The sequence below is a fragment of the beta proteobacterium MWH-UniP1 genome (assembly GCA_036362785.1).
In the GTDB taxonomy this organism is placed as follows: domain Bacteria; phylum Pseudomonadota; class Gammaproteobacteria; order Burkholderiales; family Burkholderiaceae_A; genus Lacustribacter.
Genome location: CP143625.1, coordinates 576,616 through 601,410, shown reverse-complemented (window position 1 = coordinate 601,410; position 24,795 = coordinate 576,616). Strand labels below are relative to the sequence as shown.

27 protein-coding genes and 1 tRNA gene are annotated in these 24,795 nt (G+C 51.6%); 18 read left to right on the top strand and 10 right to left on the bottom strand.

Going from position 1 to position 24,795, the window contains the following annotated elements; genetic code table 11:
* Positions 1–6 precede the first annotated feature (6 nt).
* From AOB54_02940 to AOB54_02930, 3 genes are all read right to left on the bottom strand, one after another.
* Positions 7–225 (bottom strand): hypothetical protein, encoded by a 219-nt coding sequence (locus tag AOB54_02940; protein WVN42350.1) that lies wholly within the window; start codon positions 223–225, stop codon positions 7–9.
* Positions 222–419 (bottom strand): type II toxin-antitoxin system HicA family toxin, encoded by a 198-nt coding sequence (locus AOB54_02935; GenBank protein ID WVN42349.1) that lies wholly within the window; start codon positions 417–419, stop codon positions 222–224. The genes AOB54_02940 and AOB54_02935 overlap by 4 nt, the downstream gene beginning before the upstream one ends.
* A gap of 79 nt (positions 420–498) precedes the next feature.
* Complete coding sequence (locus tag AOB54_02930; protein WVN42348.1) at positions 499–2,289, bottom strand: ABC transporter transmembrane domain-containing protein; 1,791 nt, start codon at positions 2,287–2,289, stop codon at positions 499–501.
* A 101-nt stretch (positions 2,290–2,390) separates the two neighbouring features.
* On the opposite strand from AOB54_02930, the gene AOB54_02925 reads away from it, so the two are divergent.
* Positions 2,391–2,467: transfer RNA gene (locus AOB54_02925), tRNA-Met, on the top strand.
* Positions 2,468–2,514: 47 nt separating this feature from the next.
* Here the strand turns inward: AOB54_02925 and AOB54_02920 are convergent.
* The gene (locus tag AOB54_02920; protein ID WVN42347.1) at positions 2,515–3,693 is read right to left on the bottom strand and encodes an IS481 family transposase; all 1,179 of its coding nucleotides are present in this window, start codon (positions 3,691–3,693) and stop codon (positions 2,515–2,517) included.
* Between the two features lie 397 nt (positions 3,694–4,090).
* Here AOB54_02920 and AOB54_02915 point away from each other — a divergent pair, with 397 nt between their 5' ends.
* The 7 genes from AOB54_02915 to AOB54_02885 all read left to right on the top strand — a co-directional run bounded on the left by AOB54_02915 (position 4,091) and on the right by AOB54_02885 (position 8,176).
* The gene (locus AOB54_02915) at positions 4,091–4,408 is read left to right on the top strand and encodes a hypothetical protein (GenBank protein WVN42346.1); all 318 of its coding nucleotides are present in this window, start codon (positions 4,091–4,093) and stop codon (positions 4,406–4,408) included.
* 396 nt (positions 4,409–4,804) lie between these two features.
* Positions 4,805–5,446, top strand: coding sequence for a TolC family protein (locus AOB54_02910; protein ID WVN42345.1), 642 nt, complete (start codon positions 4,805–4,807; stop codon positions 5,444–5,446).
* Positions 5,447–5,545: 99 nt separating this feature from the next.
* The gene (locus AOB54_02905; GenBank protein ID WVN42344.1) at positions 5,546–6,475 is read left to right on the top strand and encodes a ZIP family metal transporter; all 930 of its coding nucleotides are present in this window, start codon (positions 5,546–5,548) and stop codon (positions 6,473–6,475) included.
* Between the two features lie 12 nt (positions 6,476–6,487).
* Positions 6,488–6,982 carry a Dps family protein gene (locus tag AOB54_02900; GenBank protein ID WVN42343.1) on the top strand — a complete coding sequence of 165 codons (495 nt, stop codon included), beginning with the start codon at positions 6,488–6,490 and terminating at the stop codon, positions 6,980–6,982.
* Positions 6,983–7,098: 116 nt separating this feature from the next.
* Entirely contained in the window at positions 7,099–7,287 is a 189-nt protein-coding gene (locus AOB54_02895; protein ID WVN42342.1) for a DUF2892 domain-containing protein, read from the top strand.
* Between the two features lie 134 nt (positions 7,288–7,421).
* Positions 7,422–7,811, top strand: a complete 390-nt coding sequence (locus tag AOB54_02890; protein WVN42341.1) for a hypothetical protein — start codon at positions 7,422–7,424, stop codon at positions 7,809–7,811.
* Between the two features lie 14 nt (positions 7,812–7,825).
* A complete protein-coding gene (locus AOB54_02885; GenBank protein ID WVN42340.1) occupies positions 7,826–8,176 on the top strand; it encodes a carboxymuconolactone decarboxylase family protein in 351 nt (116 codons plus the stop codon).
* Between the two features lie 13 nt (positions 8,177–8,189).
* Here AOB54_02885 and AOB54_02880 read toward each other — a convergent pair whose 3' ends face one another.
* Positions 8,190–9,044 (bottom strand): MBL fold metallo-hydrolase, encoded by an 855-nt coding sequence (locus AOB54_02880; protein ID WVN42339.1) that lies wholly within the window; start codon positions 9,042–9,044, stop codon positions 8,190–8,192.
* Positions 9,045–9,396: 352 nt separating this feature from the next.
* Here AOB54_02880 and AOB54_02875 point away from each other — a divergent pair, with 352 nt between their 5' ends.
* The 3 genes from AOB54_02875 to AOB54_02865 are packed head-to-tail and all read left to right on the top strand — an operon-like array spanning position 9,397 to position 11,009.
* Positions 9,397–10,311, top strand: coding sequence for a restriction endonuclease (locus tag AOB54_02875; GenBank protein WVN42338.1), 915 nt, complete (start codon positions 9,397–9,399; stop codon positions 10,309–10,311).
* 1 nt (position 10,312) lies between these two features.
* Positions 10,313–10,639, top strand: a complete 327-nt coding sequence (locus AOB54_02870; GenBank protein ID WVN42337.1) for a hypothetical protein — start codon at positions 10,313–10,315, stop codon at positions 10,637–10,639.
* Positions 10,632–11,009: a hypothetical protein gene (locus AOB54_02865; protein WVN42336.1), complete on the top strand. Its 378-nt coding sequence runs from the start codon at positions 10,632–10,634 to the stop codon at positions 11,007–11,009. The genes AOB54_02870 and AOB54_02865 overlap by 8 nt, the downstream gene beginning before the upstream one ends.
* Before the next feature lie 22 nt (positions 11,010–11,031).
* Here AOB54_02865 and AOB54_02860 read toward each other — a convergent pair whose 3' ends face one another.
* Both AOB54_02860 and AOB54_02855 read right to left on the bottom strand, forming a co-directional pair.
* Entirely contained in the window at positions 11,032–11,388 is a 357-nt protein-coding gene (locus AOB54_02860; protein WVN42335.1) for a hypothetical protein, read from the bottom strand.
* A 15-nt stretch (positions 11,389–11,403) separates the two neighbouring features.
* Positions 11,404–12,612, bottom strand: a complete 1,209-nt coding sequence (locus AOB54_02855) for a hypothetical protein (GenBank protein ID WVN42334.1) — start codon at positions 12,610–12,612, stop codon at positions 11,404–11,406.
* A gap of 416 nt (positions 12,613–13,028) precedes the next feature.
* Between AOB54_02855 and AOB54_02850 the strand changes: the two genes are divergently transcribed.
* Genes AOB54_02850 through AOB54_02840 form a run of 3 tightly spaced genes read left to right on the top strand, consistent with a single transcriptional unit; the run spans position 13,029 to position 16,725 of the window.
* Complete coding sequence (locus AOB54_02850) at positions 13,029–14,807, top strand: AAA family ATPase (protein WVN42333.1); 1,779 nt, start codon at positions 13,029–13,031, stop codon at positions 14,805–14,807.
* Positions 14,808–14,809: 2 nt separating this feature from the next.
* On the top strand, positions 14,810–15,772 hold the full coding sequence (locus tag AOB54_02845) for a hypothetical protein (protein ID WVN42332.1): 963 nt from the start codon (positions 14,810–14,812) through the stop codon (positions 15,770–15,772).
* A 59-nt stretch (positions 15,773–15,831) separates the two neighbouring features.
* Positions 15,832–16,725 carry a prolyl oligopeptidase family serine peptidase gene (locus AOB54_02840; protein ID WVN42331.1) on the top strand — a complete coding sequence of 298 codons (894 nt, stop codon included), beginning with the start codon at positions 15,832–15,834 and terminating at the stop codon, positions 16,723–16,725.
* Between the two features lie 375 nt (positions 16,726–17,100).
* On the opposite strand, the gene AOB54_02835 is transcribed toward AOB54_02840, so the two are convergent.
* The 3 genes from AOB54_02835 to AOB54_02825 all read right to left on the bottom strand — a co-directional run bounded on the left by AOB54_02835 (position 17,101) and on the right by AOB54_02825 (position 18,243).
* A complete protein-coding gene (locus tag AOB54_02835; GenBank protein ID WVN42330.1) occupies positions 17,101–17,400 on the bottom strand; it encodes a HigA family addiction module antitoxin in 300 nt (99 codons plus the stop codon).
* Positions 17,401–17,413: 13 nt separating this feature from the next.
* Positions 17,414–17,695, bottom strand: coding sequence for a type II toxin-antitoxin system RelE/ParE family toxin (locus tag AOB54_02830; protein ID WVN42329.1), 282 nt, complete (start codon positions 17,693–17,695; stop codon positions 17,414–17,416).
* 137 nt (positions 17,696–17,832) lie between these two features.
* The gene (locus AOB54_02825; protein ID WVN42328.1) at positions 17,833–18,243 is read right to left on the bottom strand and encodes a PAS domain S-box protein; all 411 of its coding nucleotides are present in this window, start codon (positions 18,241–18,243) and stop codon (positions 17,833–17,835) included.
* Between the two features lie 126 nt (positions 18,244–18,369).
* Here AOB54_02825 and AOB54_02820 point away from each other — a divergent pair, with 126 nt between their 5' ends.
* From AOB54_02820 to AOB54_02805, 4 genes are read left to right on the top strand one after another with little or no spacing between them, the layout of a single operon-like run.
* On the top strand, positions 18,370–18,996 hold the full coding sequence (locus AOB54_02820) for a TetR/AcrR family transcriptional regulator (protein WVN42327.1): 627 nt from the start codon (positions 18,370–18,372) through the stop codon (positions 18,994–18,996).
* Entirely contained in the window at positions 18,993–20,234 is a 1,242-nt protein-coding gene (locus AOB54_02815; GenBank protein ID WVN42326.1) for an efflux RND transporter periplasmic adaptor subunit, read from the top strand. The genes AOB54_02820 and AOB54_02815 overlap by 4 nt, the downstream gene beginning before the upstream one ends.
* A gap of 9 nt (positions 20,235–20,243) precedes the next feature.
* Positions 20,244–23,372, top strand: a complete 3,129-nt coding sequence (locus AOB54_02810; GenBank protein WVN42325.1) for an efflux RND transporter permease subunit — start codon at positions 20,244–20,246, stop codon at positions 23,370–23,372.
* On the top strand, positions 23,365–24,783 hold the full coding sequence (locus AOB54_02805; GenBank protein ID WVN42324.1) for an efflux transporter outer membrane subunit: 1,419 nt from the start codon (positions 23,365–23,367) through the stop codon (positions 24,781–24,783). The genes AOB54_02810 and AOB54_02805 overlap by 8 nt, the downstream gene beginning before the upstream one ends.
* The last annotated feature ends 12 nt before the right edge of the window (positions 24,784–24,795 follow it).

Here is a 24,795-nt window from a genome sequence, read left to right as displayed (position 1 = left end):
AATAATCTAAGCGGTCAATGCGCTGAATGCGGGATCAGGTAACGAGCGGCCCTCTTTCAAATAAAGATCAACCGTCTCCTCGACAATTTGGCAAAGTTCAGCAAAAACTTTTTGTTCGTCGTCACCATGGCAACCCCCAAGCAATAAACCAGGGGCGCTTCCAACGAAGCAGCGGTCCGCTTCAGACCACTCGACAACTTTCGGATAACGGGCTGCAGGGCTCATTTTGTGACCTCATGAATAGCCTCTTGAACGGCTTTTATTTGGTAAGGCTTAGCATCGTCGCTCAACTTACCGGAAATCGTAATCGGTTTGGAAGCGGATGGGTGCAAAAAATTTCGATGGCTTCCTTTTCCACCCCGATTTTTATAGCCGACGCCTTCTAAGCGCCGGATTAATTCACTAATTTTTGGTGGCATGCAACCCTCTTGAAAGAGGGTTTATTTAATTACTCACCGCCCTCGGCGTCGATCACACTTAAGATCAATACTCATTGGTCTAAGCAAATTGAAGCTTGGCCAGTCGTGCATAGAGGCCCTGCTTGGCAAGCAATTCCGTGTGGGTGCCCTGCTCCACCACGCGGCCAGCATCCATGACCACAATCTGATCGGCCCGCAATACGGTTGCCAGACGGTGTGCGATCGTGAGCGAGGTTCGCCCCGGCAACACCTCATCCAGCGCACGCTGAACCTCCCGTTCGGATTCGGCATCTAAAGCCGATGTTGCTTCGTCCAACAACAGAATAGGCGGGTTTTTCAAAATAGCGCGTGCAATTGAAATCCGCTGTTTCTGTCCACCCGAGAGCCGCACGCCACGCTCCCCCAGGAAACTCCGATAGCCATCTGGTAAAGATGAAATAAACCCATCCGCATGGGCCGTCTTGGCTGCGGCGATTACCTCTTCATCGGTAGCATCCAGTCGGCCATAACGAATGTTGTCCATCGCGCTCGCTGCAAAAATCACTGGGTCTTGCGGAACAATGCCCATCTGCGAGCGCAACTGATCCAGCGGCCAATCACGAATATCGCGACCAAAAATCATTAATTCTCCGCCCGAGGACTCGTAAAAACGCAGCAGCAAAGAAAACAAGGTCGTCTTGCCCGCGCCAGAGGGCCCGACCAGCGCGACTCTTGCTCCCTGCGCAATTTTCAGATCAAAGTCCGCAAGTGCGCGCGTATCCGGACGAGACGGATAAGAAAAATTCAAGGATTTAAATTGGATTGCAGGAACCGATGCGCAATGTTCCGACTGGGCGAACGGCTGAGTCGTTGACTGAACACCCGCCCCCGATGCGGCCGCAATCGCGGGCTCGGCCTGCATCAGCTCCACCAGCCGCTCCGTGGCACCGGCTGCCCGCTGTAGATCACCCCAGACTTCAGACAATGCACCAATCGATCCGGCAATCAATACGGCATACATCACAAACTGTGTCAGTTCACCCAGTGACATCTCACCCGAGCTGACCTGCCGGGCACCAATCCACAGCACAAACACAATCACCGCAAAGGCCAGCATGATCGCGACCGCAGTCAGTGTGGAGCGTAGCCGAATCCGCCTCTTGGCTTGGGAAAACGTGCTCTCGACCGCCCGATCAAATCGCTCGCGCTCGTAAGGTTCGCGAACAAATGCTTGCACAGTGGGCATGGCATTTAATACTTCTCCTGCCATCGCACTGGTATCGGCGACTTTATCTTGGCTCGTGCGTGACATCTTTCTCACCGTTCGACCCAGCGCCCACAGCGGCAGCACCACAATCATCAAGAGCACCACCATCACACCCGCAAGCCAGGCACTGGTCGCCAGCATCATGATCAAGCCGCCAATAAACATGACGGCACTTCGCAACGCAATGGAGATGCTCGTTCCCACTAAGGCCTGAATCAGGGTGGTGTCACTGGTCAGGCGTGATAGGACCTCGCCGGTTTGCAATGTTTCAAAGTAACTTGGGCTCTGGCGAAGCACATTGCCAAAGACCTGCGACCGGATATCGGCCACCACCCGCTCGCCCAACCAAGACATGAGATAAAACCGGCTGGCGGTCACGATGGCCAACACCACGGCCAAGGCCAGGAGATTTAAAAACTTCTGATTGATTGCTCCGCTGGTCAGGCCCGTATCCACCAGATCGCGAAAGGCCAGGGGTACAGCCAGCGTTGCGCCTGCTGCCAGCAATAAAAATAGAATGGCCAGGAGCCACTGCCGACTATATCGGGTCAGTACCCGGTAGTCAGAGAGCCAGCGGGTGATGCTGCCGAAATGGGAAGAAGCCATGGGGTCCTGATAAGTCATTTGTAGCCCTTAAACGGCGTCCACTCGGGGCTTAGAGCCCGGGAGCCTGTGGGCGGAACCAGTTGAGTATAGCCCCGGAATACCCTACAATTGCGGCTCTCGGCGATTTAGCTCAGTCGGTTAGAGCGACGGAATCATAATCCGCAGGTCCGGGGTTCGAATCCCTGAATCGCCACCATAATGCTTTGGGTATGTACTGGATAGATGGTTTACAGAACGTACCGATCACATAGTTAACACTTTTGGCCCAAAGGGGTTCTCAAGTGGTTCAACTTTGCAGCTATCTAAATCGAAGTATCCCAAATCGTAATCCATAAAACTGACCAACCAGACGCGGTCTTCGACCTGGCGTACCCCCACATTTTGACCGGCAAAGACGGTGCTCAGGTGGATCTTTTTGGTGTCAATGCAGATGCGGCCACAGGCTGTCACGGTGATTGTCCTATCGTGGAAGGGATACTCCACGTCCGGTAGTCCTTGATACTGGCGGGTAGAGGGCCGATAGAGGTCGCCGGGGCGCTTCATGTCTAAAGCCTGATGCGGACGCTCGTAGTTGTACTCGTAGATGAAGTCCTCGAACTTATCTTGCTGCTGCAAGAAGGTGCGTGCTGGCGGTTTAGTGGTGGCCTGCTTCAGCGTTAAGTGCATGCGCTCATGTCGGCCGTTTTGTTGAGGGTTACCCGGCTGTATGCGCTCGATATGGATGCCAAGACGCAGCCACCATACGGCCAGTCTGCTTAAACCGTAAATGGCCATGGGGCTGGCAAACGGTACGCCGTTATCGGACCGTATCCCAACGGGGAGACCGTACTCCTTAAATAACCGCTCAAACACAGTAAATGCCATGGCCTCCTGAGTGCTCTCTAAGCCCTCGCAACAGATCAAGTATCGGGTGCTGTAGTCCGTCACGGTCAAGGGATAGCAGTACCGCTTATTGCCCAGCATGAACTCGCCCTTGTAGTCTGTGCACCAAAGGTAATTGGGGTCGGTGACGTTCGATAGCGCAGTGCCGTTTAACCTGGGGTGCCGTCTACGCTTTTTACGCACAAGTCCATGTCGATCCAAAACGGCATGCACCGTACTTTTAGCCGGAGCAGTGATGTCCGGGAAGTGCGTCATCAGCCGCTCTCGGATCTTTGGGGCACCCCAGTGCGGGAACTCCTTTTTGACCTGCAAAATCACGTTCTCGATCTGAAACGGTAGCTGATTGGCCAGCCGAAACGGACGCTTGCTGCGGTCAGTAAATGCTTGCATCCCGCAGTCTTTGTACCGATCAATGATCTTATGGCCCGTAACCCGAGAAATCCCGAACTCCCGGCACAACCCCGCAATCTTCTCCCCGTCTAAGTACCGGGCCACAAACCGAAGCTTCTCGTCCATCTTGTTACATTCCTTCCATGGCATAGCGAGTTCCCTCCCTGTGCCAAAAATGTAAACAATGTCTCCGGTATGACCTGTAAACTATCTCTCAGTACTTACATTGCATTGCGATGTGCGCTCAAGAGCGATGCTTCGGCTTGCAGTTTGGAAGGTTGGTAACATCTACGCTGCTGTATCAATCATGAATTGCTATTCAAATCTAAAAGGTGCATACCCAAAAGGGATCGCCGCTCGCTGCTACGCATGCAATTGAAACGTCTGTATAGAGTCTTCACAAAGAATTATCAGGGTTGATTGTCTACAACTACCTACCCATGATTGACCGTTCGACTATCGAATTGGCATAACAAAGTGTCAACACGAAACCTATTGAGTATCGATATTTTTACAGCTTAATACTTTCAGGCGAGGAGTGGTCATAGTGGCAAAGTATGTAATTAGTAAAATTGAGCACCACAAAGTCGATATTATTCGAAGCCAAACGTTTGACACATCTGATCAGAACGCCTGGGAAAAATTTAGAGAACTTGCGCAGTACAATTTAGGCGACCGAATCGACGAGTTTCCCAAAAAAGCGCCGAAGAACGTAGATATCTGGTTCGACCTACTCAGCTGGGTAAGTAATTCGGAGTATGAAGACGAAAAGGAAGATTGGTGGACTTTTAATAAAGGGGGCTATCAAGTGACGATTACGCTTCAAGACGAAAAAGGCAAAGAAGTTAAATTAAAACAAGATTAGAGTGAGAACGTTCCGCTAGTTTACTGGCCAGAATATCAAATGCCTAAATCATCACCACTAAATTCCAAAATATTTCATACAATGTATAGAGAGTGTTCGACTCCCCAATACTCCGCCAAAATTACCTGTACTAACTTGCTCATGGCCACATGAGCATGCCCGGAGCCCCGCACCACGCCGGGCTTTTTGCTTTGGGCTGTTGACCTTGCCTGGCTGAAAACAACCCCAAAACCCTGCTCAAACCGCTTTCTGCTCAAAACCTGTTGACCTGAGCGAGGCTAGGTGCGCCTGCAAACGGAACTGGAAATTGCTCGCCTTGCGTTAAAAGACCTCTCTGGAGTGGACAGCCTTCCGCCCCGAATGCAGCGTTCAGCTTCTGTCCTTTCGCCCCTGAACTTGCAAAAAATTGTTGCCAATCTCGCGCTCGGTCACCCGGAGCTTAGAGCCTATGACCTACAACACCAGATCGCACAATATGAAGCACAGAAGTTTTATTTAGGCACCCGTTCTGCAAAGGTGGACTTCATTGCCCAGGCTTCCGCGGACGTCTTAAGTGGCCCCGGCGACTATGGCTCCTCGGCCGGACGTCTTGGAGCGGATCAGCGTGTCGGAGTTCAAATCACAATGCCGCTTTCCACTGGCGGGTTGAATGTTGCAAAACAACGAGAGGCGTTGGCGATCGCAGAAAAAGCCTTGGCGGACCGCGCACTTGCGGCACTTGCGCTTGAACAACAGGCACGTGCGGCCTGGCAGATGCTCAACAGCTTTCCCGCCAGCATAAGCGCTCTTGAATCTGCACTGACGAGCGCTCGGCAGCGGCTTTTGGAAACCCGAAAGGCCCACGCCAACGGCGCACGATCAACGCTTGAGCTGCTTGCCGCAGAAGCCGCGGTTGTCGATGCGGAAAAACAGCTGATCCTTGAGCAGGCAAATCACGCCCGAAGCTGGGCTCGGCTTCAGGCTGCCGCAGGCGTGATGGAAGACAAAGACTTTCACAAGATTCAGAGCGTTTTGAGGAATAAGCCTTGGGCTAACTAAAACGGCTGTGCCCAAACGACAGGCTTATCGTTTTTTTTAATTGTCGCCTTTAGGACAATCAATTGGACTAAACGAAGAGCGCGGGCGACACTAGCTTTTATGAATACCGCCGTTATTGCCTCGGTTACTTATCTATCAAGTGCTTTTACTTATGCGCGTGAGCATCGGTGGGCCTCTTTCGGGCTTGGCTTGGGACTAGTCTCCGTTGCCGTGCTCTTAGGGCAGAGTCTGTCGGTTATTGCCAGTGGCGCAATTCCGGAGGGTTTGGCGTACGCGGTCTATGGCGGCCTGGCGGGCTTTGCCACCACTACGCTTGGTGCAAGCGTAGCGCTTAGCATTCGAAAAATCCCACAAAAACTGGAAGACAGCTTGCTCGGGTTAGCTGCAGGAATGATGCTTGCCGCGGCAGCATTTTCACTAATTCTTCCAGGCCTGGAGGCTGGGGTCGAACTTACCGGTGGGCGTTTTTCGGGTGCCTTCTTGGTAGTCGGCGGAATGGCGCTCGGTGTCTTGCTCATGCTCGGGTTAGATGCCTTCGCACCCCATGAACATGACAGCACCGGTCCGTGTGGCCCCGCACCGGAGTGTTGCTCTCGAATGTGGCTTTTTGTAATGGCGATGGCCATTCATAACCTGCCCGAAGGCATGGCTGTTGGTGTTGCGTTTGGACAGGCTGATTTTTCGGTGGGAATTCCAATGGCAACCGCAATTGCCCTGCAAGACATACCCGAGGGCTTGGCAGTAGCGCTCGCCTTGCGAGCAATCGGACTGTCTCCAATGAAGGCCGTCATGGTCGCCGGGGTGAGTGGCGCCTTGGAGCCGTTGGGCGCATTGCTCGGCGTGACACTTGCAAGCGGAATGGCGTTTGCTTATCCGTTGGCAATGGGGCTTGCAGCCGGGGCTATGATTTTTGTGGTGTCGCATGAAGTGATTCCCGAGACTCATCGCAACGGGCATCAAACAGCAGCGACCATGGGCTTGATGAGCGGGTTTGCTGTCATGATGGTACTCGACACTGCATTAGCGTAAGGGAGAGTTGATATGGCCACGAAAAAGACGAAGACACCAATGATAGATATCGGCATTAGCGCAACGGATCGCGCAAAGATTGCCAAAGGGCTTTCGGCATTTTTGGCCGACAGCTACGCCTTGTATTTGATGACTCACAATTTCCACTGGAACGTTACTGGGCCCCAATTTAACAGTCTGCACCAGATGTTCATGGGTCAGTACACCGAACAGTGGGGCGCACTCGACCAAATTGCAGAGCGAATTCGTGCCCTTGGCCACCCCGCCCCCGGCACCTATGCCGAGTTTGCCAGGCTTGCTAGCGTAAAGCAGGTTGAAGGTGTGCCTAAGGCTACTGACATGATTCGTCATTTGGTGGTCGCCCAAGAGACTACTGCGCGCACTGCGCGCAAGCTGTTTACCCTTGTCAGCCGGGCAGAAGACCAGCCGACGGCCGACCTGCTCACCCAGCGGCTGGACGTTCACGAGAAAAACGCCTGGATGTTGCGAAGCCTTCTTGAAGACTAACTGATTTAGATCAAGAAGTTGCTCTTGCTCGGGCGCTTACAGTATATAAAATAATAGAATGTTTTTGAAAATATTGATTTCACTCCCTCTTTCTCAACTCCTCGAAGGACCTACAAATGTTTAAAAAAAATATGGGAACAATTGATCGTGGTATTCGCGTAATTGTCGGCATTGGCCTGGTTGCAGCGGCGGCGGCAGGCTCTCTCGGAGCCTGGGCCTACATTGGCGTGGTGCCGATTCTTACGGGCTTAATGGCCAACTGCCCGGCTTACTCGCTGCTCGGGATCAACACCTGCAAGAAGTAATCGTTCTCTTTGCCCTGGCAACTGTTCTGGGTACCGCCTCGGCCGCCTCGTGCGGCTGCGGCTTTGAGTGGCTGCATGGGCTAGCTGTATTCCTGATCTCATTTTCCGGATTAGGGGTGGCACAGATCTATTCCTTGCCACTTGTAAATAAAGCTCGCCCGCGGCTCAGTGCCATTTGGCTTGCGGCAACGCTGTATTTAATCTTCAATCTTGCTGATCTCGTACAACGTGGCGAGTTGTTTTTAATTCCAGCCGTGGTAGCAATAAGCCCGGCCTTGCTTGGCGCAGCAACAGCGGTTTCAAAAACCCGAAAATTGCTTTTTGTGCTGTCAGCAAGTGCCTATACAAGTCTTGCCGCATCGATTCTTTTTCTTATTGCGCCAGCAAACCTGTGGTGGGGCATGGCGTCGCTGCCGATTTCCGCACTGGCCTTTTGGAAACCAAGGGCTGCGTTTGTTGCGGTTGCGTTACACATGATCGGCTTATCCGCGGGTTATATTCAACTTGGCCTTCAATGGCGTTAAAAAAGGAGATTTATATGAGCAGTTTTGATCACGCTGGACTGATGAAAAGCATCAATGACACGCTGGGTCCTTTTCGCAAATCACAAGCCGAGCCCATGCAAGGATTTTCAAAGCTTGCGCAAGGCGCCATGGCTGAAGGCGCCATTAGCGCCAAGCACAAAGAGCTTATTGCTCTGGGCATTGGTATCAGCCAGCGCTGCTCCGGCTGTATTGCATTCCATGTCAAAGCACTGATCAAACTTGGCGCAACACGGGCCGAACTTGAAGAAATGCTAGCAGTTTGTGTATACATGGGCGGTGGCCCATCGCTCATGTACGCGGCCGAGGCTCTTGCCGCTTGGGATGCCATGGCAAATTCAGGGTGAAATTATCGTTACTCTAGGGATTTGCCTCAAAATCCACGAACACCCGGTTCATATTTGCCCGGTGCAGCTCCGCAAAGTTTTCAAGGTGCATGAACTGAGCTGGCTTGGCGAACTTATCCAAGGTTTCGCCAATCGGATCCATATTGCGCGCGGCAGCGCCCACATTGGCAATCAAGAAATCGTAGTAATCACCCGTCTCCCGTTTCGCCTGGGCTAGGTCAGTAACTCGACCATGCCCGGGAACAAGGTGTCTCGGGTTTAACGCCATCAGCCGCTGAAAGGCGGCTTGGGCTTTGCGAACATTTGATTGGGGCAGCACACCCAAGATTCGATCAACATACACCAGGTCACCTGTGAATACGACAGAGGCTTCAGGAAAGTAAATCATCGTGTCGCCGGGATAGTGCGCATTGGTCTCTATCCACTGCATGCGAACGCCATCAATTGTGACTACCTGCTCTGGCAGCTGATGTGTTTTCGTTGCATAAAACGGCGTAGTACCCGCCAGCTGCCCGCCGACAAACCGCTTTAAATTGTTCAACTGCTGTTGAGCCGATGCCTGCTGAGTCTTGACCGTGCCGGCCATAGCGTGGATTTCTGCGCCCTGCTTTGCAAAGTAACCGTTACCGAGCCAGCGATGATCTTGTGAGCCTGTATTCAACACCCATTTAATGGGTTTACTTGTCACAGCTTTGACCGCCTGTTCAAGCATGGCTGCACTATGAGAACTTGCGCCACTGTCAATCAAGATCACGCCTGTGGCGGTGACCACTCGGCCCGTGATGTCCTTGGCCGCAAGGCCCAAAGAAATACTGGCTAGCGCCAAAAGCAGAGTGATGTGGGTAAAAATGCGGCGTATGGCTGACATTGTCTGTGTGTGTAATGGGGTCTGGGACGAAGATCTTCGAGACGATCTAACCCGATATCCTAGCGAGTCTATTGAAGAGTTGAGAGCCAAAGAGCGCATCTGTAATAAATGTTGCCAGTGCGAGCCAATTGTCATCGCGGAAATCGAGCGGGCAAGGACCGCCCGGAAAAATCACGCCCCGATAGTCTGAACTAATTGCCACTGAACGCTGCCCCTCTCTTTACTCATACAGATAAGCCGAACACCGGCGTCATTGCCTTTTGGCGGTGGACCGCGTTGATTGTTGTCTTTATACTTAGTCGTTGAAGCTAAAAGCCATTTTCGGTCGTGCACTGCCAGCGAGGTATTCCACTTGAGTAAACCACTTTCTAGATCTAAAGCACTAGGTGCAAAGGTAATTTTCGCTGCGATGCAAATTTTAAGAGACCGAGGCGGCGAGCTTCCTGGTCGCGAAGTTATCAGCGCTATCGAACAAACGCTTGATCTTGATGATTGGGCTCGCTCCACGTACGAAAAGTCTGGCTATACACGTTGGATCAGCATCCTGCATTTTTACAGTATTGACATGATTAAAGCAGGGTACATGCTTAAACGAAAAGGCGTCTGGTACCTGACAAAAGAAGGTGTTGCAGCGCTTGATCTCGGCGAGATTGGAATGCTGCAATCGGCACTCGCAAAGTACAAAGAGTGGCGCGAAGAGAACCCAAGAGAAAAGCGCGAGAAGTCATCTGATGAAGACTTGGAAGAAGTCGATGTTAGTCAAGGAGAGCAAGGGCAAGAGGCGACCTTACAAGAGGTTGAACAGCGTGCTGCTGATGGCATACGACAGCGTATCGATAGTATTAATGCTTATGAGTTCCAGGACCTCGTTGCAGCGCTCCTCCGCGGGATGAAATACTACACGCCGTTTATTGCCCCAAGAGGCAAAGATGGTGGGGTGGATATCATCGCCTATCAAGATCCCCTAGGCGCAGTTAGCCCCCGCATCAAAGTGCAGATCAAGCATCGTGACAGTAGCGCAAGCGTCCAAGAGATACGAGAGTTAATCGGACTGCTTAGCAAAGACGGGGATGTAGGGATGTTTGTCTCCACAGGTGGATTCACAAGCGATGCCAAAATCCAGGCCCGAAACTCACATGTCCATGTCGAGTTAGTTGACCTCGATCGATTCATTGCCCTTTGGCAAGAGTTTTACCCAAAACTTTCCGATGAAGATAAAGAGCGGCTCCGGCTACGCCCAGTATTCTTTTACGATCCAGCGATTTGAAATGAAACTTATCGACCTGTCCCAGCAATACGCATCTCGACTACACTGCCCTTTTTGCGGAGAAGAGGTCGTCGATGAAGACAAGGCGCCCGACACCAACCCTTGCGCGCACACACTCTACATCGCTACCGATGATGGTTTTGAATACATAGCTCCAGATTTAAAGGAATATGCGGTAAAAAATAATCTTGGAGACGGAGAAATGATTGGCGTGCACCAGAGCATCGAAAACATTCCTTACGGTAATTCGTTCGGATTTACAGTAAACCCGCCACCACCCCCCTGTTTATGCCTTCACGTGGGTTTTCGTGGAGAGATTGTTGAGTAAGCGTGAAACACCCTTAACCCGACGATATTGGGAGTCAGTAGGCGGCACACTCATTGAAGAGTTTCAGGCAGTCGCAAAAGGCCCACATCATGCCCAACGCTTGATTGACGGAGTCATCATCCTTGGCGGCCCAGCGGAAATATCGAAAGATAAAAGTCAAAAAATTACCGACAAAGATATTGTTGTCATTCAGACCAAAGCAACTCGGCTTAGCATGAGCCTTCTAGGACAAGCAATCTTGTCGATTGAGTTAATGAAGCGATTTAGTCCCCGCTCGATAAAAAGCGTTGCGGTTTGCACCGAAGATGATGCGGAGCTGCGGCCTATCGGCGAGAAGTTTTCAATCGAAATCGTCGTCTACTCGGATTAGTCTCGCGATAGACCAGCTCGTGTTAGTCCTGCTTCTTGAGCCACCCTTGAAATGCCGCATCCAGCGCTGTGAGCTCTCTTAGGGCTAAGGCTGTTGGGCGCACAATGCGTCGCCTGTGATCAGACTTGTCGATGGTGAGGTCAATCAGCTTTTCATGGTAAAGCGTATCAACGCACTTATGGACTGTGGCCGGTGAGGCAATTGCACTGCCCATGACGATCTCTTGGATGTGTAACGGCTCATTTGATTGGCAGCGCAAGACTATCCAATCTAGAAACTCACGGCTTAGGCGATCAAGTTTTCCAAGAGTGAACTCTTGTTCTTGCGCTTTCATAAATTCTCTCGCTGCAATCCAGCGAAAATCAGATGTTTTTCTCATCTGTCAATTTTAAGCCTAGCAAGTGGAGTGTTTGCCTATTTGTCGCTCTTGGCTAGCGGTCTTTTTCCTCGGCGTGTTTTGGCGAACGCCTAGGGCAAAACCCGCAATCCATTTCTCAAAGTGCTTAATGCTCATATGTCGAGGGTCAATGTCATCTGCGCGCTGTAGCGCCCAGCGTGACCACTTGTTAAATCCTACTATCTCTTTACCTGCGGCTCTCGCTTTTGCGTCAAACACTGTCACGAGCTCACGGATACGATCAGAGTCCTCGATTCGCTTACCGGCATCTGCGAGTAACTCCAATCGTCGATTTAGGAGCGTAGCAATACGGGCCCGCTCACGCCTTAAAGCCCGCTGGCGCTTTTCTTCATTCTTTTCGATGAGCTCTTGGCGGCGGGAGACGTCCCACTCGTAACCGCTTGTCAGCCAGTCTCGATAGTCGCTTTCTTTTTTTGCCAGCAGCCCAAGCACTAGCGTTCGGATGTCGCCTGAGGTGAAATGGCGATAACACTGGTAATTCCCCCCTCGTCTAGCATCCCATTCTTCGGATTCCCAGGCAAAGCAGATTTGTGGCGCTGCAACAGTCTCTGCGTTTTTTCCGCTGCGTCGCTCACTGGCCTCTGATAAAAACAGAGCAAAACTTTTGTGGCGCTCGGCAAAGGTGATATGCGTCTTAAAATGCACCCTACCAGTAACGCGAGGCTTAAATCCCAACCTGTGGAAGGCCCATAACACCCCATTAAACGCCTCTAAAAGTCTCTTTCCGTCCCCGTCTTGATACCTGGGTCGATCGAATATCGAATAGCCCCTTAAACGGGCTTTTTGGCAGTCCTGGTCATAGATCTTTTGAGCAATCGGGTGCAGTTTCTTGTAGCTGCCCGGCTCAGGGATCTCGGGAAGCTTCTCAGCTAGCCTTGCGACAAACTCCTCCACCGACTCCTCAGGCGGCTTAGGCGGATCTGGAATGGGCTCGGCTAAGTTTTCCCAGTCAAATCGATCCGTTCTCGCAGCCTCCCGCTGCTCATACTCCGTGATGACGAGCCGATTGAAGTCCGACACACCGGAGAGCAGCTCGGGCAAAGGGGGTTTCACATACTTGCGTCGTTTCTTGCTCGAACCCAGGCTGGCCCAATAGCCGCGTGGTGGCCTGGGCACATCTTTTTGTCTGCAAATTTTGGCAAGCATGACGTCTGAAATGCCCAGCTCCTCGGAGACCTTGGTCATTGGCTTGGCCCAGACTAGGTCATAGAGCTGCTCTCGAGTTAGCGGAAGCGGCATATGGTCCTCCTTGTATAGTCGATATGAGCGCGCACCAAATGTGCGTCATACCTAACGATAGCCAGCGGTCAAACACGGCGAAAAGCGTGACTCGTAGTAACGGTTTGATACAAGCCTCGAGCGCCGGACCCAAGATATGCGAATTACTGCACAGCGGGGATCGTTTTTCCGCTGCAAGATAGATATGGCTGTAATATAAATGGCAAACTGCTTTAGCTAAAGTTTTAAACAGTCATGATCCAGAGAATCGGGCTAAAGCAGTGAGCTACGGGCGGTCTCAGTCCTGACACCAATCAAATATTGATGACCAGGGCAAGACCCTTTTGAAGCTAAATTAAAAAATATAAAACTCGATCGCCGATATGCTACTGACGTTTCCTACAAAAAATTTAGCAATACAAAAAGCCTACCTAGAGCCCTTTTTTGATGTGGCCATCTTGATTGGCAACCATCGATCTCTTGCGGATTGGAATCTAATTCCGCTGTCCAAAATTACAACAATCTTAGGACCTAACTCCGCGGGCAAGAGCAGCATTTACGAAGCTTTTGAAATATTGTCTTTCTTGACTCGCGCCCAGTCACGCGGTTCTACCGAACTCGCGACCATAAAAGATTCCGCTAGATCACAGGAAATCGCTCCCGCTTACGGCATCTCCGCCAAATACCCAACGGACCTTGGGAATCTTTGGGAATACCTGAGCTTTGCCGAAGAGCGACTAGATCGAAGGATACATACCGCCTCCGGCGAGAAAAGCCTATTGGCAGACCTTGCTGTCAAAGGCGAATTCCCTGTGTTTGGCAACTTTTTTCGAAGCAAAGAATTTCAAGCGCACATCTCGGACACTGTTTTCACTGCAGTATTTGAAAACATCGGCTATTCGACACTTTCTCTAAGTGTGTATCTAGATGGAAATCTCGCTGCAACCTGGACGGCGGAGGATGGACATCAGCATATCAATGTCAAATCCTTTGCACTCTCTTTGTTTATGCCTGAGTCGGTAGAACTCAAAAATCTATTCGATGAACACGCAGATTTCCAATACAACTTTTACTACAGCGATTGGTCGAGTCAAGCTCCAGAAATTGGCCCGGCTTGGCCATCTTTCGGGTCTGTTGCGAATTTCATGTTTCAGCTCACCCCTTACGAGTCGAACGACCCAAGACTCGCAGATGAGGCATTTGCGCTCATTACGGCAATATTTCACTACCCTCTTGCGACACTCATACAGCGATATGCATGGACTTTCAACTCAGACCCAGTGCGCGATCTCAACTCTGACTGGTTCTTTTGCAAATTGAACCCACACCCTGACTCAGAAAAACTAGCCACGCACCAGTTTGCAGATCCCAATCAGCAAACTGGCACTTCAGGAAAACACGTGCTTGCACGAGAAGCTATTTTTCAAAATGTTGCTCGATTGAGCGACCCCAGTCGCCCGAAATCTCGTGTGCTCACACAAATCAACGAATGGCTCGGTGGAAAAGCCTTTCTTGATTCTGGGTATCAAATCAAAGTCGATCTTAAAACCTGTATTCCTTTTACAGATACAACGCTAAAAAACTCCGGCTTGATTGACATAAAGGATGTGTTTGAGATTCGGGAAAACAAAGTATCTAACGAGGAACATCAGCAGTTGGATATAGTCCAACTCAAGAAAAACGTTGAATTCCTCGCCCGAATATTTCTCGTTGATTTAAGTGGTCGAGAGCTAAGATTCTCAGAGGTCGGTACAGGCTTTTCACAAATTCTCCCAATTCTGACGTTTCTGGGAATCTCCAACAACTATGTGATTCGTCAACCGGAAGTCCATCTGCATCCAAAGCTGCAATCCAGGGTAGCCGACTGTATCGTCAATTGTGTAGCTAATGACCGAAAATCTAAATACTCTGGGAATATCATAATCGAAACACATAGCGAGCACTTGATTCTCCGACTGCTGAGGCGAATTCGAAACTCCCACAAAGACGAGTTACTGCATACCTCATTAACCCTCTATCCCGATGAGTTGTCGCTGATTTATATAAGACCGATGGGCGACAGAAGTCAAGTATTTCTAGTTCGTGTCAATTCGGCCGGAGAGTTTATCGACGGCTGGCCCGAGGGCTTTTTTGATGAACGAGACGAAGATCTTTGGAATTAACGATGCCCCAAACGCAACTTTTTGATACGGTAGCAATTGATCCCGCGCTCACGAGAGATCAGCTTGTTTGCCTTACGTTAAAATATAAATTTGGTCTGATGAACGGACGCATCATCGCTGGACTTCCAAGAGACTGGCATAATTTCGCTCTGCAGCAGATCAACAAAATTGAAGATGAAATCTTAAAAAAAAGGTTAAAAGGCGTCTTGCAGCAGCTCGATTTATCCGGCGCAATATTGCCAAAAGATGTGCCGTTTGATCGGAAAAAGGCGTGGGTCGAAGTTATCAAGGCTGAAACCTCAAAGACACATTTCAATGTGCTTATATGCGATGAGCCTGTGGAGCACGACCCTTTGTACTCATCAAGCGAGATCGATGAATACATTGAAGAATCAGAGAATAAAGTCGGATTTTTAGATGTATCTCAGCTAACAACTCCCGATTCCTTTATTCCACTTCTGAATCCATTTCTAAAAAAACATAAGAAAATAGTTTTGGTAAATCGCCATCAATGGCTTCAAGCAACAGCTAAGGAGCGTGACCTTTTTCAAACAGTATTTAAGCATTGGGCGGCTCAAGGGGGAAATGACTTTACGGTGATTCGTTCATCGCTAGATAGCCAATATGAGCCAAGACCTTTTAGTTCACGCTGGAGCGAAGAAACCAAGGAATTAGAGAAATTTCTGCTGGCCTCCAGCTATAGCGGAACATTTCGTTTTATAGCTGTCAATGACCAGACTGATCGCCTGCACCATCGATACCTACTTGGAAATTATTGCGGTATTTCGATGGATTATGGGCTTGAAATAAACAGCAAACCTCATCCATGGCAGCTTTTAAATCAAGCTCACTTCAAGGCTGCAAGAGAGCGATTCTTTGTTGGCGATATCCAGACCGAATACCCCGAACATCACATTTTTCTATACAGAGAAAACGGAAACAAAATTGTTAGGCTTAGCAATTAAAGAACAAACAATAATGGGTATTTAGAGTCGAAGTTTAGATAGCACAGAGGCTGTGTAGAATGGTCAAACACATTGGAATTGATACCAAAACCTTTTTGGCTTGTTTGTTAAGTTTTCTCTCGGGGATCGTCTTCGCAGACGAAAAACAGACCGAACTTATGTTCAAGATTTTAGAGGAACAAAGACAAGAGCTCAGTTCTTCTGAAGAGTCCATGTTAAATGAAGGCGAACTCGAGGGCGACGACAACACTTCACAACTCGAAATGCCACGCCCAATGCATGAACGTCTAAATCCGGACGTTCGCAGAAGCTGGGATCGAGCATCGGTTTATCTGCCAAATAAGCGATGGCCAACTTCTCCAAGCAATGTTGATGTGACCATACCGCATACGGTCGTTGTTTATCTACATGGATGTGGAGGGATAACGACTTTTAATGATCGGCCCTGGGCGCGATTTTTAGCTGATCAGGGCTTTATAGTCGTCATGCCCGATAGCTTTGCGAGAAAGGGTAGGCAATCTAATTGTAACGGCCGTGATTTTAGTACTGGTTACTACCCGCTGGCGCATATTCTGCGTCAAGAAGAGATTATCTGGGCTAGACATATGTTGTCCAAAATGCCTTGGGCAGACGAAAACAATTTATTTTTAATGGGGCATAGTGAAGGGGGATATGCGGTTACCAAATATGGAGCTGGCGGATTTCGCGGAATAATTATTTCCGGATATAACTGTCACTGGGCGAACTGGAAAGATGGAACCCCGGCACTAGCTGTAAATTACGAGACTGACCCTTGGTTAAAAAATTCTGGAATGCGTTGCGCTGAAAGGTCTGGTGGTCGCGCAATTAAAGATGTAATTTTGTCTGGTCATGAGCACGAAACATATTTTCGGGTCGAAGCTCGAGAAGCTGTGAAAAATTTTATAGTCGACAACCAGTATCGGAAAGACTAGCCTGCTAACGTTAATGTTGGCGTCTGGATTACCCTTCTAATTCAATTCACAGATGAGTTATGTAGGGGCGTTGGAAAACTTGGGGCTTCGATAACCATGACATGAGACTCAGAGGCCAGAGTTAGTAGTACGGCAGCCCCATCGGGCCCTGGGGCATCTAAAGGAAAAAGCGTTACTTGTAGTAACGGTTCCGTCCCCACCAAGAGCACCGAACCTGCGTTACACGTTTTATTACACGGCGGGGTTTTGGCCTTGTAACCCATTGATTCTATTGATGAAAATTGGAGCGATTTTCATCATAATCCGCAGGTCCGGGGTTCGAATCCCTGAATCGCCACCAATTTTAAATGGCCGAAAGAACTTTTTGTTATATCTCTAGGCCGCAATTAATGAACACTGCTTGATTCGAGCGAGTTCCTTTTGAAGGGTTCGTTTCGCCACCTCGGTATCAAAGCGGACTTGCCCGCGTAACCACCAACCTTCGCTCAAGCCGAAATACTTGCAAAGACGCAGGTCTGTGTCCGCTGTAATTGCACGACGGCCGGCCACGATCTCGCTGATGCGCCCCGCCGGAACACCGATATCTTTTGCTAGCCGATACTTGGTAATGCCGAGCGGCTTTAAAAACTCTTCCTCCAGCATTTCGCCCGGGGGGATAGGATCAATTCGCCTCATATTCATTTTCCTTTCAGTGATAGTCCACGATCTCAACATCATAAGCACCATCAGTTGTCCATCGAAAACACAAACGCCACTGATCATTGATTCGAATACTGTATTGGCCTTTTCTTTTGCCTTTTAGTGCCTCAAGGCGATTGCCCGGCGGTACCTTCAAATCCTCAAGCCTTTCAGACCACTCGAGTTGCTCAAGCTTTCTGAGCGCCTGGCGCTCGAACGCCACCCAGCGCTTAACCGAATAGCCCGAAAACAACTTTTCAGTATCGGCACATTTAAAAGTTTTTATTGACACAAGCTGAATATTAACGCGAAGCGTATATATCCGTCAAGCGTACATATTCAAAAGCGGAGATCGGATTGTGAGTTGGCAACCATCGCGCCAGCCCGCAATACACGTTTTGTTAAATGGCGGCTCCAACCCCCCCCCAATCACTCCGGCCGCCACTGCATCACAACTTCCCGCTGAATGGCGAGCCAAGCCACAATTTGCTGGTTCACGCTCACAGGCTCAACCCGCCAGGACATCATGAACGGCAGGCCATCCTTTCGGTAGTTCACCGCCTGACCCTCAAACCCTTTTCCCTCTCTGAGCAAGCGGCCCAATCGGGCTGTTTCATCGCGATCGGTACTAGGGCCCTGCAACACTCTGGGCGATTGGCCCAAGATCTCGTCCGCCGCGTAACCAGTCAACTTTTCAAACGCAGCGTTGGCGTAAATGATCTTGGGGTCGGCTGAACTGTCCGTCACCAGCACAGCGTCATAGCTGTGGTTCAACAGCGTCTCAAGCAGGCTGAGTGCCGCCTCTGTCGACGGAAGTAGTGGTGCGAGTGTGCGCGACATATGTCCCACTTTATCAGCTTCACACCCGCCGATTACCCCCGCTTTCATATAAGGGAATAGCCTAAAACCCCTTGCGAAGGCCAACACCAGCAAGTAGACTGGCCAGTCTAATTCAAAGGCCAGACCATGGTTGAGACCCTCCTTAGCCCAGACAAGATCGCGCAAGACCCCCGCCCTGATGTTCGCGGCCGGCTTGTCGATGCCGCTTTGGCGACCTTTGTCGAAGAGGGCTATCGGGCCAGCATTGACCGTATCGCAGCCCGCGCCCAGGTCGCCCGACAAACCATCTACAACCATTTCGGCAGCAAAGATGCGCTATTTGCCGAAGTGATTCGCCAGGCCAGCCGATCGATTCTTGTCACCCTGGATACCGGGCGAGATCTGCGAACCGCGTTGATTGACTTTGGTCAGGCCTACCGTGAAAAGGTCTTAAGTCCTGATGGGCTCGCGATATTTCGGACCATCGTGTCGGAAGCCCCACATTTTCCAGACCTATCGCAGCAGGTGTTTCAAATTGGCCCGCTGTCCACCCGCAATCGCTTGTCGACTTATCTGGCGCAAGCAATGCAATCGAATCTCTTGCGCCAAGAAGACCCGGATTTTGCCGCCCAGACCCTAATCGCCATGCTCGTCGAGTATGAGCGAATTCAGGCCTTGTTCACCCTAAACCCCGTAACCCTCAGTCCCGAAAACACTGCACAGATCATCGATCGATTTTTGCGCCTCTTTGCCCCCGAGAAGGAAACCCCATGAAGCACCCCACCGCTTTGTTCATTACGGCCTGTGCCGTTTCATTACTAACGGCCTGTGGTCAGGGCGGATCGCAATCGCCCGGTGGCGCCCCCGGAAAGGGCCCAGGAGGGCCTTCGGCCGGCATGCCGCCAGCAGAAGTCGAAGTGATGACGGCAAGCACTGGCGTTGCCACCATCACGCAGGAACTGCCTGGACGTTTACAAGCCTACCGCACAGCACAGGTTCGTGCGCGAGTTGAAGGCATTGTCGAAAAACGGTTCTTCACCGAGGGCAGTGATGTCAAAGAGGGCACCCCACTTTTTCGGATTGATCCGCGCAACTACCAGGCCGCATACGACTCTGCCAAAGCAGATGTGTCTGTTGCCAAAATCACGGTAGATCGGTATCGGCCACTCTTGCAAATCAGAGCCATTAGCCAACAAGAGTTTGATCTCGCAGAAGCCAAGCTTAAGCAAGCTGAAGCGGCCTTAACCCGCGCCCGCGTTGATCTTGAAAACACCACCGTTCCCGCCCCGATCACGGGCCGCATTGGCCGCGAGCTGGTGACCGAAGGCGCACTCGTCGGCAAAAACGAGGCCACCCCACTCACGATCATTGAGCAGCTTGATCCGATCTACGTCAATTTCACACAATCTGGCGTAGACGTGCTTCGTCTCAAACAATCTATTGCTGCCGGAAAACTTAAAAACGCTGACAAAACCAAAATTGAGCTAATCCAGGAAGACGGCTCCGTTTACAAACTGACAGGCAAATTGCTGTTCTCTGATCTCGCCACAGACCCAACCACCGGCAGTATTTCCATGCGTGCGGTGTTTCCCAACCCGCGGCGAGACTTGTTACCGGGCAGCTTTGTCCGCGTTCGATTCCCCGAGGCCGTTGCAGACCAAGTCATCTTAGTGCCACAACGTGCCGTGCAGACCGGCCCCCAAGGGCAGTTTGTTCTTGTGGTCAATGACAACAACCTCGTCGCCCCGCAGATGATCAAAACAACGGGCATGAGCGGCACGAATTTTGTCGTGTCTGACGGGCTTAAGGGTGGCGAAAAGATTGTTGTGAATGGTGTGCAAAAGGCACGCCCAGGGTCCACCGTCAAACCGGTGCTACTCGGGCCAGATGGCAAGCCAGTTGCAGCGCCAGCAGCCGAACCATCAACGGCACCTTCGGCAGCACCTGCACCCTCTGCAGCAGCCCCGGCCCCGGCGAAACCCGGCGATCAAAACACCTCTAACAAAAAATAAGGCCACGCCATGTTTGCCAAATTCTTTATTGATCGCCCTGTCTTTGCCTGGGTGATTGCGCTGGTGATCATGCTAGCGGGCGTCTTGGCCCTGCGCGGCCTGCCACTGTCGCAATATCCTGCAGTCGCACCACCCGCGATTGCATTCAATATCACCTACCCTGGTGCATCTGCCAAAGTCATTGAAGACACCGTGACCTCGCTCATTGAGCAGGAAATGAACGGTATTGAAAACCTGCTCTATATGGAATCCGCATCAGAGCAGAGTTCAGGCACCGTCACACTGACCTTTCGCCCCGGCACTAATATTGACGTGGCATCGGTCGAGGCCCAAAACCGATTCAAACGGATTGAAGCCCGTCTGCCCGATGATGTGCGCCGGCTTGGTGTGCCAGTCACAAAACCATCGCGTAACTACGTGATGTTTGTCAGTTTGTATTCGCCCGATAAAAGCAAGTCTTCGGTCGACTTGGGAAGTTATGCGGCCGCAAACGTCTTAGACCCCATCCGTCGCGTTAAAGGGGTTGGCGAAGCCATTTTATTCGGCACCGAATACTCCATGCGGCTGTGGCTCAAGCCCGAAAAGCTCCATGCATATTCCTTATCGCCTGCTGATGTCACACGCGCGGTCCGCGCACAAAACGTGGAGCTGGCCACCGGAGAGATCGGACAGGCACCGGCCGCCAAGGGGCAGCAACTGAATGCGGTGATTGTGACCCGCAGCCGACTGCAGACACCCGAAGAATTCGGCAACATTTTGGTTCGCACACTGCCCAACGGCGCTGCGGTCCGTGTGAAAGATGTCGCGCGCGTGGAACTGGGTTCCCAGGACTACAACATTTACGCCCGATTAAACGGCCAACCCAACGCGGCAATCGCGGTTCGTGTCTCACCCGACGGCAATGCGCTCGATGTCGTCAAGGCCGTGCGCGCCCGCATGGCGGAGCTTTCCCAGTACTTCCCTGAAGGCATTTCCTGGGACGTGCCCTATGACACATCCCGCTTTGTTGATATCTCGATTAATGAAGTGCTCAAGACGCTAGCCGAAGCAGTGGTCTTGGTGTTTCTGGTCATGTATCTCTTTTTGGGGAACATCCGGGCCACCGTGATCCCCACCATTGTGGTGCCAGTGGCACTGACTGGTGCAGTCGTTGGGCTTTATCTCTTGGGTTATTCCATCAACGTGCTCACGCTGTTTGCCATGGTGCTGGCCATTGGTATCGTGGTGGACGATGCCATTGTGGTGGTTGAGGCGACAGAACGCATCATGACCACCGAGGGGCTATCGCCACGGGATGCCACCCGCAAGGCCATGGATCAGATTTTTAACGCCATTGTCGGCATGACGCTCGTGTTAACGGCTGTGTTTGCGCCAATGGTCTTTTTTGGCGGTTCCGTGGGCGTCATTTACAGACAGTTTGCGGTCACACTCATCCTGACCATGCTGTTTTCGGCCTTGATGGCGCTCACCCTCACCCCCGCGCTATGCGCCACGTTATTGAAACATTCGCCTGGCCAGGAACACCTGCCGACCAAAGGAATTTTGGGCTGGTTTAATCGCGTCTTTGATCGCTCGACACGCCGCTATGAGAGTTGGGTAGCGAAGGCCATCAAAAAAACGGGCCGTTATTTGGCTCTGTATGCAGCGATTATTGGCGCAGCCGGATGGCTATTTATCAATCTGCCTGGAAGCTTTCTGCCTGAAGAGGATCAGGGATACTTTATCTCCATGATTCAACTGCCCCCCGGTGCATCGCAAGAGCGCACGGTGGAAGTCTTAGAGCAGGTCGAGCAGTATTACCTGAGTCAGCCCGAAGTCGCCAAGGTCATCGGCGTAGTGGGGTTTTCCTTTGCTGGCCGTGGTCAAAACGGTGCGCTCACGTTTGTGCGCCTGAAAGAATGGGATGAGCGGCCCGATGCGAATCAATCTGCCACAGCGCTGATTCGTCGCGCCAATATGGCATTTTTCCAAATCAAACAGGCCATGATCTTTGCGGTCAACCCACCGCCTATTCCAGAACTCGCCGCAACCGGGGGCTTTGATTTCCGGCTGCAGGACCGATCAGGATTGGGCCGTGAAAAACTCATGGAAGCCCGCAACATCGCACTCGGTCTGGGGGGACAAAATCCAGCACTCATAGGGGTGCGTCCCGAAGGCCAGGAAGCAGCACCGCAGCTTTCCTTAGTGGTGGACCGCCGCAAAGCAGAGTCCCTTGGTGTATCCATTGGAGATCTTAACGAGACGCTACAGTCCACGCTCGGTGTCGCCTATATCAATGACTTCGAGCGTCAGGGTCGAATTCTGCGGGTACAGATGCAGGCAGAAGCCGATCTGCGCTCCTCACCCGAACAATTAAAGACACTGTCGGTGCGCAACAACCGGGGTGGCATGGTGCCGCTCTCCGAGCTTGTGACCACCAATTGGATTGTGGGTGCTCCAAAACTCGACCGCTATAACGGCCTGCCATCAATGAAGATTACTGGCGGACCGGCACCCGGCCGAAGCACCGGCGAGGCAATGCAGACCATGGAAGACATCGCCAAGCAGTTGCCGCCAGGGTTTGGCTTTGAGTGGTCCGGCACGTCGTTTGAAGAAAAGCTCTCGGGCTCGCAGGCACCGTTTTTGTTTGCGGTGTCATTACTCGTGGTGTTTTTAGCCCTGGCTGCGCTCTATGAGAGTTGGTCAATTCCGTTTGCCGTGATTCTGGTGGTGCCTCTGGGCATATTTGGCGCCACGCTGGGTGTCACCCTGCGTGGGCTACCCAATGACGTGTATTTCAAAGTCGGATTGATTGCCATCATTGGCTTGTCCAGTAAGAACGCCATTCTGATCATTGAGTACGCCCGCGAACTCCAAGAGCAAGGTAAAGATCTCTACGAGGCCACACTCGAAGCCTGTCGACTGCGTTTTCGCCCGATTATCATGACGTCTATGGCATTTATTTTGGGGGTCTTGCCACTCGCGATCTCGACGGGTGCAGGTGCCAATAGCCGCCATGCCATTGGAACAGGTGTGATCGGTGGCATGCTGGCGGCGACCTTCTTGGCCATCATCTTGGTGCCAGTGTTTTTCGTGGTCGTTCGCAAGATCTTCCCCGGTCATGCCCGGCATCATCACGAGGAGTCCAGTCATGGTTAATCATTCATCGGCCTCGCTGCTTGCCTGTGCTGTTACAGCCGTTGCATTAAGTGGCTGTGCCTACATGGCGCCGGACTATCAGCGGCCCGTAGCCCCAGTGCCAAGCAACTGGCCGCAGCAAAGTGGTGCGCAAACCCAGCCTGCGAACAATGTCCCTGCGCCCAAGGACTGGCGTGTATTTTTCCCCGATCCACGGTTGCAGGCCATGATCGCAACTGCTCTGGAACACAATCGCGACATGAGAATTGCGGTGGCTCGCGTGGAAGAGGCCCGCTCTTTATATGGTGTGCAACGTGCCGATCAGCTGCCGAATTTCAATATTGGCGTGAGTGGCACCGAAAGCCGTGTTCCAGCAGCCCTATCGTCCACCGATGTCCAACAGACCACCCGTCGTGTTGACGCCAATCTTGGACTATTGGCTTTTGAGCTCGATTTTTGGGGCCGAGTGGCTAGCCTAAGCAGTGCCGCAAAGGCATCTTATCTCGCCTCTGAGTCAGCCCAGCGCGCGTTTCGCCTGTCATTGATTGCAGATGTCGCCGATGGCTATCTCTCCCTGAAAGAGGCAGAAGAACGTTTGGCCCTGGCCCAAGCCACCGTCAAAGCTCGGGAAGAAAGCTTATTTCTTCTGACCAAGCGCCGCGATGTGGGGCTGGCAAGCGATAACGATTATCTGCTGGCCAAAGGGGCCTATGAATCCGCTCGGGCTGACGTGGCTGCTTTGCAGCGACAAAAAGGCCTGGCCGAAAATCTATTACGCGTCTTGGTGGGCATGGAAAAGCCCGACTGGCCGCAAGGCAAGAGCCTGACGGATCAAGGTTTACAAATGGATCTGTCCGCCGACGTGCCTTCGGAAGTGCTGCTCAGACGACCCGATATTTTGTCGGCCGAGCAGAAACTGATCGCCTCGAATGCCAATATCGGTGCAGCCCGTGCAGCCTTTTTCCCGCGCATTTCATTGGTCGGGTCTTACGGCAGTGCCAGCCCGCAGCTATCTGGTTTATTTGATGCCGGAACCACCGCATGGACTTTTACGCCAAGCATTTCGCTGCCCATCTTTGCGGGCGGACGCAATGTGGCCAATCTGGATTTAGCACAAGCACGAAAAGTCATTGCTGTCGCGGAATACGAAAAAGCCATTCAACAGGCCTTTCGTGAAGTAGCAGACGGCCTTGTTGCTCGAGACAATTTGCTGGAGCAAAGCAAAGCCCTGCAGGAATATGAAAAGTCTCAGCAGCAACGTCTTACCCTGGCTCAGGCCCGTTATGAGCATGGCGTGGCCAGTTATCTTGAAGTCCTGGATGCTCAAAGAGATCTTTTCTTTGCGCAACAGAGCTTGATTCAAACGCAACGCAGCCTGCTTTCAGCGGTTGCAAGGCTGTATAAGGCCCTGGGTGGGGGACTCGAAGGCTAACTTCGCCAAGCG